Here is a 12,953-nt window from a genome sequence, read left to right as displayed (position 1 = left end):
TTAAGGTAAAGTTGTTTGATCGAATGTAGATAGGCCGGCAACTTTAGCCTGAATATTTGCACGTAATGCATCCATGTCGATACCAAATTCATTTTTCATGTAGGTTTTAACAACCTCCATTTTGGTATTAATAATGGCTATGCCTGCAGGCGTACTTCCTGCCGAATTTAAATATGCAGTATATTCACTTGCGGATAAAGTAACGTAAAATGAATACAGCTCAGCGAAATCTTCTGTTGATTCTTTTGAAGCATATGGAGAAATAAAACCAGCGGCAATTGCAGCACCATCTGTCACATAGGTTGTGTTCCATACATCGCCCACATAACCAACTCCCGAAATGGTGTTAAAACTTGTAGGGAATGGCTTAGTTTGATTTAAAATGTGCTGAAACTCATGATGAATAACATGAAAATAATACTTGTTTAAATAGCTGATGCTGGTTGAATTTCCAGCCAGGTTATTTAAATTATATAGGTTGATTTTTTTACCTCCCTCGGCAGTGCCCAGTACGATCGTACCGTTACTTTTAACAGATGAAGTACCTATATAAGTTAAAATTTTCGGAAAATAAGCTCTCATAAAAGCTTTACTCCCGGTAATATCATCATATGGCTTTAAACCGAAGTTTAACAACAATTTTGTCATCCTGACCGAACCATCGTAAGTTGCAGGAACTAAATTGTAAGTCAGATCGGATTCCCTGTCGACATATTTATAAATGATATCGATATTGTATGGAACCGTATAATTATTATAGATATAGCTATCCAAAGCATTTTTTGGAAGTGTTGAATCTACAAAAACACTTTCTTCGCTTAGTTTTTCTTTTTTGCATGAGGTATAAATCAGACTAATAAGAACTAAGCATATCAGGTTATATTTTATTTTCATATTATCTTGGATTAGGGGTTAAACCTGCTGCAATTACATCTTGTGGCAATTGAATCGCCCTTCTTGGGTCTCTAATAATCAAAGTATTTGTTGAAACACTATTTACCACCGCGCCTGTTGTACTTCTTCTGGTAATTTCAATACCGTATCTTTTCACATCAAACCACCTTAAACCTGTACTGTAAGTTTCTATCCTTCTCATATATAAAATGGCATGGAGCATATTTTCCTGTGTTCCGGCTTCAATTGCAAATTCGGGATTTAACTTTTTCTTAGGCGTAGGAGCTGTTGGCGTAAAATAGGCGAAAGAATTTGCCCAGTTATTAATGCTTGTTTCGGTTAAAGTTGGTAAGCTAGCAGTTGTGTAAGTAAAACTGCCCCAGTATTGCATATCAGCTAATGCAGCCGTATAGTTCTTTAACTGGATATTTGCTTCAGCACGGGTAAGCAAAGCTTCTTCGAACGTAAAAGGCGTAAATACTCCGTGAGCATAACCCGTACGGGCAACCGGATCGGTATATTCGAACTGGTAACTTAAGTGTGCAAAAAGTACCTTGTTATTGCTTGATGAATATGAAAATGCTTTAAGCCTGTAACCAGTGGTACTAAAAGTTCCGAACGGACCTTTTGATGCAATGGTTTCGTTATTGGAAATCGCCAAACCGGGTACAAACCTTGATAAGGTGCTATAACCACCAAAAAGAGTTCCCATGGTAGAAAAAGAAGGCGTAATTAAAAAATTGGCTTTAATTCCACTTCCGTTATACTCACGCGCCATATCAGAAAATGATGCGGCATAGGATGCAATTTTAGCATAATCTCTAACATAACTGGTTGGCGAATTGGCAAATGATGCAGAAGCATAAGTTACTGCTTTTGCCCACTGGCCCATATATAAATAAACTCTTGCAGCAAACGCATTGGCTGCCGATTTGTTAAAATGGAATTTTGCAGCATTTGCATTTGCATATGATGCATCATTAATTAATGGTAAACCAGCTTCTAAATCCTCCACAATATAATCATATACTTCTTTTACCGTGTTTCTGGTATATTTCGGGTTTAAAGTATTTTCTGACTTGGTCATATAAGTTATACCCAGATCTGTGGCAGAATTGGCAGGCGAGTAATGTTGAGCAAATACATTTACCAGGATAAAGTGTCCATAAGCTCTTGCTACCAAAGCCTCGCCTCTGGCCGCATTTAGTGAGCTTGGATTACCTAGCTCTTCGATGGCCGTAAGCGCCTGGTTTGCACTTGCAATTGAACTGTAACAAGCTCCCCAGATTCTTTCAATTCCATCATTACTGGTTTCAGTAATATCTTGCCATCCATACATTTGCTCAGTTAATCTTGAGCTCGTAAAGCTAGGCCCGTAATCATCAACATTATCTGACGCTAGTTCTGTAGTTACTACATAAGCGTTAGTAGGATAGGCTGAAACCAATAACCGTGATATTTTATCAGTAGTATTTAATTCGGCCCTGTTATCTGGCAATTCATCTAAATATTTCTTACACGAAGAAAAATTAAATAATATAACTGCACTAAGTGCGATATATATAAATCTCTTTTTCATATTAATAAATTTAAAGTCCTAATTTTAAGGTTAGCGTATATTGTTTTGCTAAAGGCAATGCTACACCACCTGAATTTACAAACTCGGGATCTTGCCCATTTAACTTCTTATCTGCATAAATTAGCCACAGGTTAGAAACGTTAAACCTCAAACTTGCTGAAGCCACTTTTACACGGGCCAAAAATGCCTTAGGTAGCTGATAAGTAAGTGAAATATCTTTTAATCTCACAAAATCTCCTTTAGCTACTGTAGCAGAAGAATAGTTATATGCATTATATGCATAGCCATATTGGCTATTGCTGCGGATAAATCTGGTATCTAAAATTACCGGGATGTTGGTTGCATGCTCTTCACCTGGAACAGTCCATGCATCATAAAATTCCCTTGTTGTAGCATCTAAATCTGAATAATCTGTTTTATATACCGGGTTTAAACGTACTACATTACCGAAAGAGTAAGTAATATATGGTGTTAAGCTAAATCCTTTATAAGTAAAAACATTACCAAAACCACCCAAATCAGTTGGGTCGGTTGGTCCTTCATATTTTAAGAAGTCAAGGTTTGTTCTGTTTTGGAAATATACGCCTGTTACGGTTGTAGTTTGATCTGCATTTGTAAATACAGGTAAACCATCAGCCTGCAAACCAACAAAAGGAATAGAAAATAATGACCTTACAGGATAGCCTTTAATAGCAAAACCATTACCGGTGATCAGATCGATAACCCGTTGTCTGTTCTCCAGATTGGTAACTTTGGTGGTTGCATGGGTATAGTTAAAAGTAGATGTCCACGAGAAATTTGGCGTTTTTATAACTGTACCAGAAAGTGCGATTTCTAAACCACCCGATTTCATATTGGCAACGTTACCATATTTACTGATCTGTCCACCTAAACCCTGTGTATTTATTGGGCCGATAAGGTCAAACTGTTTTCTTCTATAAAAGTTAACCTCACCATTTAACCTGTTTTTGAACAAGCCAAAGTTCATTCCTAAGTTTAATTCATACTGCTTTTCGTAAGTTAAAGCAGAGTTTTCTAAATCACTGATCTGTAAACCAGTTTCATTATCCGTTGTACTTGGTCTCCATGGGTTATAACTTTGTATTACGACTAATGAATTGGTTACATTCGATGGTCCGCGGTCTGCCATTAAACTGTAAGAAGTTCTAAAACTTAAAGTAGATATTGGTGTATTCAGATCTTTAAAGAAATTTTCTTCACTTGCATTCCATAAGCCCCCTACAGACCATGTAGGCATCCATCTTGCTGATGTACTCTTACCTAATCTGTTCGACCCTTCGTACCTGCCAGTTACTTCGATACTATATTTTTCATCATAAGCATAAGCTGCCTTTCCAAAAAAAGCAATTTCTTTCCCTCTGGTATTACCGACTGAATAGTATTGACTATTTTCTTCCTGACCTCTTTTAAAAACGCGATAATCAACAAATGGAATTTCACCTAAACCATACTGTAATCCCCAACCTCTATACCAGTTGTTGTTTCTTTGGATAGAATTTACTGAAGCGCTTGCTTCTACATCGAGTACGTGTTTTTCGGCAAATTTATTGTGATACTTGGCATTGGCACGCAAATCGTTTACCAGCGCTTTGTAATCCGTTCTGTTGTAAATACCCCCTGAAGGCAAAATTGATATTGGCACTGCATAAAGAACAGCTGGATCTTTATATAAATATGGGTTATTATCACGTATAACCGTTGTTCCCATTGATCGGTAAGCCATTGCCTGATTAGACTCATCTTTAACGTAATGCTGTTGTGAGGTTTGCTGATACCTTACGCTACCAAAAGCACTTAGCTCTACATTTTTAATTGCTTTCCAGTTTAACTGCCCCTGAAACTTAAGCTCGGCAACATTGATATCCATGTAGTTGTTTTCCAACTCTTTTAAGATATTAAATGGCGCATAGTTTCTGGTGTAGGTTTCGTTAGGATCAAGCGTCCGCGAACTATTTAAAGCATAGGCGAAAGGATTGATATCAAAGTCTCTTTTAACTAAAGCAGTTACCACGTTGGTAGATTGACCAAGTGTACCAGGCGCTTTTTGAATCCTGTAATTACCTGTTGTTAAAATGTTGATCTTAAGTTTATCAGATATGTTATAAGTTGCATTTAAATTGGCGGTATATCTTTTTACCTGCGATTGTTTAGACCAGCCTGGATCGGTAAGCGCACTTACCGAAGCGTAATACTGAGATTTATCCGTACCAGAAGTAATACTTAACGAATGGTTCTGCATAATATCAGTGCTGAACAATTGATCAAACCAGTTCGTATTTCTGTATTCTGCCTCCCTTAAATAAGCATTACGTGCTTCTTCGGTATTTAACAACTGACCCGAGTTTATCAACTGGTACATTTTACCATAAACCCCGCTCGAAGAAGCGTTTGAAACATCCGACAGGTTTAACGCCCCTCTTTGGAAGAGCTGTTGGTACACACCCATTTGCTCCTGTGAGTTCATGATGTTAAACGTGTTGTAAGAAGGAATTGCTCTTGAAGTAAGTTCAGCCACATAATTAAGTGAACTGTAGCCTGCACGTCCTCTTTTAGTGGTAATTACAATTACCCCGGCCTTAGCCCTCGCACCATAAATAGAGGTTGCTGAACCATCTTTTAACACCTGAAATGATTCAATATCGTTAGCATTTATTCCACCTACAGCAGAACTGATTAAGGTAAGTGCGTCGCCACTTGAAAGATCATCCGCAGAAACATCAGCCACATCTTCTAAAATAGCACCATCTACTACCCATAAAGGTTTCGAACTGCCATAAATAGAAGTTGCACCACGTACCCTGATTTTAGGGGCTGTTCCAAAGGTTCCGGTGGTATTTTGTACACTCACACCGGCTACCCTACCCTCAAGCATTCTACTTGGATCGGGCAAACCGCCAATTTCAGCATCTTTAACAGAGATCTTAGTGGTTGCACCCGTAAAGGTTTTTCTATCCACTGTACCCCCAATACCGGTAACAACAACATCTTTTAATTGTCCGGCATCATCCTCAATTAGTACATCTATCGTTGTTCTGCCGTTAACTGCAACTTCTACTGTTTTGTAGCCAACAGATGAAAAAACAAGTATTGCTCCGTCTTTTACCCTGATCTGATATTCGCCAGATGAATTCGTTGAAACAGCATTTGCTAAACCTTTTTCACGAACACTTACGCCAGGCATAGTAGAGTTATCTTTTTTATCCCTAACATGGCCTTTAACAGTTATCTCTTTCGCTTTAGATACCGATGGCTGAATTTTAAGAATAACCTGACTACCTACCCTGGTATAGCCAATGTTTTTTTGCTTTAATTGATCAAGTGATTCTTGTAATGAGCTTAGTTTAGATGGCACGTCTAAAATCATCATTTTACTAATTTCAGATGCATCGTACACAAAACTTAGCTTGTAAGCTTGCTCTATCTTTTTCAGATAGTTTTCTAATCTTTCGGGTTGCAATTTGGCTTGCTGAGCATCAGCTTTGGCCAAAACACTCCAAAAAATCGCACAGATAAGCGTGACCATTCGGCCCCAACTTAGCACAGCATTTCTTTTGTAGAAATTTCTCTCCATAGTTTGGTTGTTTGATATTAAGTTAATTGGTTTATTTTAAGGTGTTTTAAGGACTAGTTGGGGTCCCTCTTTTCGAATTTTTATATCATAGGTTTCTTGTAAAACCTTTAAAATGTCTTTTAAGCCTTCATTCTTAAAAGTTGCATTAAACTTCTTGTTGATGCGTTTACCTGGATCGAAGGTGATTTCTACACCGTAGCAACCCGAAAGCTGTTTACAAACTTCTTCCAATGGCGTATCTACAAATATTAACTCTTTTGTGATCCACGAATCTGAATTTTGAGATAGCCTTGCTACAAATTGTTTTTGGCTAATGTTATAAGATAACCCTTGCCCGGCAGATAGAATGGATGAAACGGCATCTTTATATGGCAAAAATAGTACACGGCCGGTTTTCACATCAAGATCGATTTTTGATTTTGAAAAGATCAGGTTAAAAGAGGTACCAAGAACGCTTACCCTCGACTCGCCCATATTTACACGAAATGCATGTTTTGGATCTTTCGAAATCAAGAAAAAAGCTCTTCCTTTATCTAAGCTAACATCCCTGGTTTTCTCCACGAATTTACTAGGGTATTTGATCACACTGTTCTCAGCTAAAATGATTTTAGACCCATCAACCAACGAAATTGTATCTGTTTGTCCAACACCGGTTTTAACCGTAACCAATTCAGCCCTTGTTTTAGTATTAAAAAAGATTAATCCGGCACCTGCTATAAAAATACCTGCAGCAACTCCACTCAACCATTTGGTAAGGCTTGATGAACGCGATGATACAGCTTTTAAAGAAAACTTGAAATTCTTTTCTGCATCTTTAACTTTAAGCAGATCAAGCCTGGATGATTTAGATGAAAGTTGCCAAATTCTCTCCACTTCTTTAAAATGAAGTTCATTTTCTGGAGACTCTGCTCTGTAAGAAGTTATTTCAGCATGAAGTGATTCATCCTGAGGATTGTTTAAATACCGAACAATTAAGTTCAGGTATTCGGGATAGTTACGCATTAGTTAGTTTGGTTTGTTAGTAGGTAGACAAATAAAAAACCAAAAACCCCTAGTGTTCCGTCAAAAAAATTAAAATAATTTAAAATAAAATTAAAATCAGCTTTAAAATGTTAATAAAGGAAGATATTTACCAAAAGTAAATAGCCCTTACCTTTCCTATTTAGATTTTCATCGTTCATAAACCGCTCTCTAAGAATTTTGAGTGCATTACCGATGTGATTTTCAACTGTTCTTTCAGAAATACCTAATTGAGATGCTATTTCTTTATATTTCAACTGCTCAAAGCGGCTTAACTTAAACACTTTTCTACATTGAACAGGTAATCGTTCTATTTCTGAATGGAGCAAAACAATCATTTCATTTTCATCGTCCAGATCCCTGACATATTCATCAGAAAATCCGGCTACTAATTTTAAATGATGTTGCTCTATATTTTTCTGACGGTTTACATAATTAATAGAGGCATTAATTACCGACTTGTACAGGTAAGACTTTATAGATTTTACTTCAGAAATATGATAGGGGTTTTCCCAAATTTTAAGAAAAATATCCTGTACAATTTCCTCTGTGACAAAAACATCTTTAACATATTTATCACTAGCCAACAGGAGTTTCTGAAAATATGAGCTATAAAATTGAGTAAAAACCGATGTTCGATTCTTTTCAATTATTTCAATCAAATGTTGCCCCGATTCTATATCTAAAACATCCATCAAAAAATCTGATTAAAGAGTTTTGACTTCAATATTACAAATTAATGGGCGGAAATGTGGGGTAAATAGAGATTTTTAACAAAAAAACAGTGACAGAATACCCTAATACTGGTAATAAGGCGAAATCATCAGGTAAACCACTACACCGGTTATGGCCACATAAAGCCATAATGGGAAGGTAATCCTCGCAATTTTTCTATGGCGATCGAAACGCTCAGCCAAAGCCCTTACATAAGTAACCAATACTAAAGGGATAATTGCAATTGAGAGTAATATGTGGGTTAAAAGAATAAAAAAGTACACATATCTTATTGTACCATCACCACCAAATTTGGTAGATGGGGTAGTCATGTGGTAAGCAATGTACAGCACCAAAAATAACACGGAGCAACCAATGGCTGTTTTCATTAAATTTTGGTGAAGGTTAACTTTTCCGTTTTTAATTGCCCAAACAGCCACTACCAACAATACCGCGGTTATGCCATTAATGGTAGCATATATTGGTGGCAAAAAAGGAAGGGTTGGTGTATTAATCCCAAGGTCTTTTAATTTAACCACAAATAAAAATGCTACTGCTACAGGAATAAAAATGGATAGGATAATGATCCATTTGCTATATTTTTTCTCAATCGGGCTATTTTCCATGAGTATTTTTATCTCTTTTATATTATTATTTTCTTGTATCCACTTCGAGCTCCCAACTAAACTACCGACCGTCCTTAACGTTTCTCAGGTACTCTGCAATAAGCACTTTTATCTCATCTTCCAGTTTAGCATTTGCTTCGGCATTATCTGCATCATAAATACCACGGATACGGTGAAGGTTATCGATAAGCAGGATTTTATTGCTAAAAATAAAACTTGGCTTCTCTTTGCTATCATCTTCGATTACATCGAGCAATAAACCTTGCTTAATGAGTGGATAGGTTTGAGTAGTATCTCCGGCAAGGAAATCCCATTTGCCTTCTTTTGCCTTAAAACCATCTGCAAATTCTTTTATTTTACTTTTATCTGCAGGATCTACAGATACACTTAAAAATTTAACCAATGGCTTTTGTTCGTAACCATCAGATAACTGTTTGATGTACTTATTGGTATGTTGGCCAGTAGCTTCAGCATAAAAAAGGTTAAGAACAACGATTTTGTTTTCTAATGATTTCCAGCTCACGGTATCGTTATGCTGATTAATTAACTTAAAATCAGGCACCAGGTGATAAATGGTATCAGGAATTTTCTTGCCTTTTACACTGTGGAATGTTGATGCAACAATCTTTTGGCCGAAAATCGGTAAACTCTTATACCGGTTTTTTGCGAAGTGGGGCAATAAGTAAAAAAATAAAAATCCCGGTATAGCTAAGATGCTTACCAGGATTAATACCTTTTTTATGGGGTTACTTTTCATTAATGATTCATCATGTGGAGGTTCAAGAAACCACCTTCTATTAACATTAATACAATAAAGTAACCAATGAAAATAAATGAAACTGTTAATGCAAGCTGTAATCCTAATTTCTCATATTTTAAGTGCATAAAGTAAGCAACAATATAAAAAGCCTTTACAAGGGTTAAAGCAATATAAATATAGTTACCTACGTGCTGGGGAATATGATGGCCAGGGATTGCCCAAAGTGCGATGATAAACTCAATTGCAGTAATTAAAGTTAAAATACCGGCTACTTTCCAGATTTTAGCTTTATCCAATCCTGCATGTTCGCCATGCTCGTGTCCTTCTGTTGTATGTGAGTGATCTGACATATTAAATATTTTATATAATTGAAATTAAACCAAATAGAAGAATGTAAATACAAACACCCATACTAAATCTACAAAGTGCCAGTATAAACCAACTTTTTCTACCATTAAATAATGTCCTCTTTTTTCAAAGGTTCCGTTAATCGTCATGATTAAAATAATCACATTAATCATTACACCACTAAATACGTGGAAACCGTGGAAACCTGTAATGGTAAAGAATAAGTTTGCAAATTGTTGTGCAGCAACTAAAGAAACTGGTCCATCAAATAAATGTTTTAATTCTTCGGCAGATGGAATTGTACCCCACCAGAAACCTTCATGGTGTAAATGGCTCCACTCTAATGCCTGACAGCCTAAGAACATAAATCCTAAAACAATTGTAGGAATTAACCATGCAATTACTTCTTTTTTAGAACGACGGTGTCCGGCCTCTACTGCCATAACCATCGTTACGGAGCTTAAGATCAGGATAAAAGTCATGATACCTACGAAAACCAACGGTGCACCAGTATCTTTAATACCCGGGATAGATTGGAAAACCAAATCGGGATCTGGCCATGTCAATTTAGAAAAACGCTGAGCGCCGTAGTAGATCAATAAAGATGAAAAGGTAAAAGCATCTGACAAAAGGAAAAACCACATCATGATTTTACCATATTCTACCGACCACGGAGAACGACCACCATTCCATGGTCCGGTTTTAACTTGATCTAATTGTGATACTGCATTCATTTGGAAATAGTATAATAGTTTGTTAACAAATTTAACGGTTCAAAAGTAAAAAAACATACAGATATATCCATAATATATCTATAAAATGCCAAAAAATAGAAGCAATTTCCATTCTGTACTGGCTTTTAGCGGCAGGAATATTTCTATAACTACCGGCTAATGCATTAATAATAAGGCCAACACCTGCAATAATGTGCAATAAGTGCATGCCTGATACCACATAAATGAAAGAAATGGCTGCATTATTACCTACTAGGGTTGCACCAGTTCTTACCATGCTTCCCCAGGCATTAAACTGCATTATGCCAAAGGCAATGGCTAATATTACGGTAACCCAAAGCAGGTTGCGTTGTAAACTGAAATTAAGTTTGCGTAGCGCCCTACCCGCTAAAAACAAAGTAATACTGCTTGCTATAATCACTAAGCTGGAGTAAATAAACGCATCAGGCAATACTAAACCATGCCCTTTACCTTTAGATGCGGCAAACACCAGGTAATAACTGGTAAAGCCTCCAAACATAATGGTAGATGATACTACAAATAGCCAAACAATAAACTTTCTGGGTTTTGGATCAAAAGTATCCTGGATTTTTTCCATTGTGATAACCATAAGTTATTTTGCTATAAAATTTAATAATAAGCCCAGCTGTACGGCCGGGATGTAAAAAAACGAACAGAACATCACTTTTTTTGCATCAGTCAGTTCTCTGTTCATTAAAAGTTTAAAAGCCAGCCAGCTAAATATCAATCCGGCTATTAAAGATAAACCTGCAATGTAATAACCGCCAAAACCGTAAATGGTTGGCAATAAACTTACCGGGATTAAAATTAATGTACTTAAAAAAGTAAGCAACGCAGATGTTTTATCTCTCTTTTTGGTTGGTAATAACCTGAAACCAGCTTTTTTATAATCATCATCCAACACCCAGGCGATAGCCCAAAAGTGAGGAAACTGCCATACAAACTGGATTAAAAATAAAATAACAGCAATATTATAATCAATTGATTGAAACATTTCTGCTTTTAAACTGCCAAAAGCAGCTAAATAACCAATAAGTGGTGGCAAAGCCCCGGGAATAGCACCTACAAAAACAGCAATCGGTGATTTTCTTTTCAAAGGTGTATAAGCAAATGCATATAACAAGATCGAAAATACAGATAACAAACCTGTTTCGAGGTTTAACTTACCCAATAACCAGGTCCCCAAAAATGCCATAAACACGCCTAAAATTAATCCCTGTCCGGTAGTCATTCTACCAGCGGGCATCGGGCGGTCTTTAGTTCTCGACATTAACTTATCAAGATCTTTCTCAATAATCTCATTAAAACAATTTGCAGCAGCTGTAACCAAAAATCCACCGGCAATTAAGATCAACCAGTTCCCCCAATTAATAGAATGGACAATGTCAGTTTCACCTAACGCTATCATTTTCTTTACCCAAGCAGGATCATTACTTCTCCCAACCTGCATTTTCTGCCCGATTAAAAAAGAGATCGATGCCGAAAACACTACCGTAAACGATAGCCTGAATTTGATGAGTTTAGAAAAATCTGAAAGATATTGTTTCAATTTCCTTAAATATTATTGTCTATAGGTACTTGTCCGGTAAACCAGCAGGTACAGATAAAACTGTAAACTAAATAACAGCGTGGAGAACAGAATATGTAATGCCTGCGCTGCAGGTGGAAAAGCAATATAAGCTAATGCAAAACCACTTAATAACTGAATCAGGAGCGTAATTAATATAAACCTTGCGGTTAACAATGGGGCCGCTTTACCACTAAAACGATCAATAACCATTTTATAAACTATGGCATTGGTTATCACCACTAAAATGGCCAGATCGCGGTGATAAGAAAATACCTCTCCTACTTTCGAAATCCACGTAGCTTTACTGCCGTAATTGAGCGATTTTGCAATTACATCTACCGCTTCTCTCACATCCGTACCTAAAACAATCTGGATAATGCTAATTACCAATGTAAAGAACAAAAACCCTTTTAGCCACAATATCCGGTACATAATTACCGAAGGTGCTTTATTGAGCTGTTTTGCGTAGTTATAGGTATAAATGGATATGGCCAAAATAACCAGTGCCAAAAGCATGTGTACCGTTACTACCCATTGAGCTAAATTGGTTGATACCACGATGGATCCTAACCAACCCTGATAACCTACAACTAAAAGATTTAGGATACTTAATACAATTATCCGTTTAGCCGTTTTACGATAGGTAAAAGAGTAAACAACCGTTAAAAACAAGAATATCCCTGCGGCTACACCAGCCAACCGGTTTAAGTATTCTGTCCATGTTTTTGCAGGATTAAATTCTTCTGGCATCGTAATGCTTTTATCATGCCTGATACTATCTGCGAGGGCTACTCTACCCATGCTTTCTAAATATTTGGCAAACTTTTCATTCTTTTTCAACCTTCCTGCTACGTACTTTTCTTTGTAATTGGCAGGAAGCTGAGATACATCGGTTGGTGGAATATAACGGTCGAAACATTTAGGCCAATCCGGACAGCCCATGCCCGATCCGGTACTGCGCACAATACCGCCGGCAAGTATAACCAATAGTGTAACTATGATGGTTATCAGATTAATGCTAATGAAACGTTGTTCTGATCTACTGACCATATATCTATTAAGATGAAAAGGGTATCCGGATAAGCAGAAACTTAA

The 12,953-nt window shown here is 36.8% G+C and carries 12 protein-coding genes; all 12 read right to left on the bottom strand.

What is annotated here, in order from left to right; all coding sequences use genetic code 11:
• On the bottom strand, positions 1-894 hold the full coding sequence (locus R2R28_RS11700; RefSeq protein WP_025144067.1) for a putative zinc-binding metallopeptidase: 894 nt from the start codon (positions 892-894) through the stop codon (positions 1-3).
• Between the two features lies 1 nt (position 895).
• Entirely contained in the window at positions 896-2,473 is a 1,578-nt protein-coding gene (locus R2R28_RS11695; protein WP_316825866.1) for a RagB/SusD family nutrient uptake outer membrane protein, read from the bottom strand.
• Positions 2,474-2,483: 10 nt separating this feature from the next.
• The gene (locus R2R28_RS11690; protein ID WP_316825865.1) at positions 2,484-6,065 is read right to left on the bottom strand and encodes a SusC/RagA family TonB-linked outer membrane protein; all 3,582 of its coding nucleotides are present in this window, start codon (positions 6,063-6,065) and stop codon (positions 2,484-2,486) included.
• A 36-nt stretch (positions 6,066-6,101) separates the two neighbouring features.
• Positions 6,102-7,067: a FecR family protein gene (locus R2R28_RS11685; protein WP_316825864.1), complete on the bottom strand. Its 966-nt coding sequence runs from the start codon at positions 7,065-7,067 to the stop codon at positions 6,102-6,104.
• Positions 7,068-7,177: 110 nt separating this feature from the next.
• Positions 7,178-7,780, bottom strand: coding sequence for an RNA polymerase sigma-70 factor (locus tag R2R28_RS11680; protein WP_316825863.1), 603 nt, complete (start codon positions 7,778-7,780; stop codon positions 7,178-7,180).
• A gap of 102 nt (positions 7,781-7,882) precedes the next feature.
• The gene (locus R2R28_RS11675; protein WP_316825862.1) at positions 7,883-8,425 is read right to left on the bottom strand and encodes a DUF420 domain-containing protein; all 543 of its coding nucleotides are present in this window, start codon (positions 8,423-8,425) and stop codon (positions 7,883-7,885) included.
• Positions 8,426-8,486: 61 nt separating this feature from the next.
• A complete protein-coding gene (locus R2R28_RS11670; protein WP_316825861.1) occupies positions 8,487-9,182 on the bottom strand; it encodes an SCO family protein in 696 nt (231 codons plus the stop codon).
• Positions 9,182-9,535, bottom strand: a complete 354-nt coding sequence (locus R2R28_RS11665) for a cytochrome C oxidase subunit IV family protein (protein WP_316825860.1) — start codon at positions 9,533-9,535, stop codon at positions 9,182-9,184. The genes R2R28_RS11670 and R2R28_RS11665 overlap by 1 nt, the downstream gene beginning before the upstream one ends.
• A gap of 24 nt (positions 9,536-9,559) precedes the next feature.
• Positions 9,560-10,267, bottom strand: coding sequence for a cytochrome c oxidase subunit 3 (locus R2R28_RS11660; RefSeq protein WP_187591833.1), 708 nt, complete (start codon positions 10,265-10,267; stop codon positions 9,560-9,562).
• A 31-nt stretch (positions 10,268-10,298) separates the two neighbouring features.
• Positions 10,299-10,865, bottom strand: coding sequence for a cytochrome c oxidase subunit 3 (locus tag R2R28_RS11655; protein ID WP_316825859.1), 567 nt, complete (start codon positions 10,863-10,865; stop codon positions 10,299-10,301).
• Between the two features lie 15 nt (positions 10,866-10,880).
• The gene (gene cyoE / locus R2R28_RS11650; RefSeq protein WP_316825858.1) at positions 10,881-11,837 is read right to left on the bottom strand and encodes a heme o synthase; all 957 of its coding nucleotides are present in this window, start codon (positions 11,835-11,837) and stop codon (positions 10,881-10,883) included.
• A gap of 12 nt (positions 11,838-11,849) precedes the next feature.
• Complete coding sequence (locus R2R28_RS11645) at positions 11,850-12,908, bottom strand: COX15/CtaA family protein (protein ID WP_316825857.1); 1,059 nt, start codon at positions 12,906-12,908, stop codon at positions 11,850-11,852.
• Positions 12,909-12,953 lie beyond the last annotated feature (45 nt).

Source organism: Pedobacter miscanthi (genome assembly GCF_032678605.1).
GTDB classification, from domain to species: Bacteria; Bacteroidota; Bacteroidia; order Sphingobacteriales; family Sphingobacteriaceae; genus Pedobacter; species Pedobacter miscanthi_A.
Note: the sequence above shows the minus strand (reverse complement) of the source record. Positions and strands in the feature narration are given on the sequence as shown.

Excerpts from the sequence above, each read along its gene's own strand:
- R2R28_RS11675 (WP_316825862.1), bottom strand. The coding sequence starts at position 8,425 with ATGGAAAATAGCCCGATTGAGAAAAAATATAGCAAATGGATCATTATC.
- R2R28_RS11695 (WP_316825866.1), bottom strand. The coding sequence starts at position 2,473 with ATGAAAAAGAGATTTATATATATCGCACTTAGTGCAGTTATATTATTT.
- R2R28_RS11670 (WP_316825861.1), bottom strand. The coding sequence starts at position 9,182 with ATGAAAAGTAACCCCATAAAAAAGGTATTAATCCTGGTAAGCATCTTA.
- R2R28_RS11690 (WP_316825865.1), bottom strand. The coding sequence starts at position 6,065 with ATGGAGAGAAATTTCTACAAAAGAAATGCTGTGCTAAGTTGGGGCCGA.
- R2R28_RS11660 (WP_187591833.1), bottom strand. The coding sequence starts at position 10,267 with ATGAATGCAGTATCACAATTAGATCAAGTTAAAACCGGACCATGGAAT.
- R2R28_RS11700 (WP_025144067.1), bottom strand. The coding sequence starts at position 894 with ATGAAAATAAAATATAACCTGATATGCTTAGTTCTTATTAGTCTGATT.
- R2R28_RS11685 (WP_316825864.1), bottom strand. The coding sequence starts at position 7,067 with ATGCGTAACTATCCCGAATACCTGAACTTAATTGTTCGGTATTTAAAC.
- R2R28_RS11680 (WP_316825863.1), bottom strand. The coding sequence starts at position 7,780 with ATGGATGTTTTAGATATAGAATCGGGGCAACATTTGATTGAAATAATT.
- R2R28_RS11645 (WP_316825857.1), bottom strand. The coding sequence starts at position 12,908 with ATGGTCAGTAGATCAGAACAACGTTTCATTAGCATTAATCTGATAACC.
- R2R28_RS11665 (WP_316825860.1), bottom strand. The coding sequence starts at position 9,535 with ATGTCAGATCACTCACATACAACAGAAGGACACGAGCATGGCGAACAT.
- R2R28_RS11655 (WP_316825859.1), bottom strand. The coding sequence starts at position 10,865 with ATGGAAAAAATCCAGGATACTTTTGATCCAAAACCCAGAAAGTTTATT.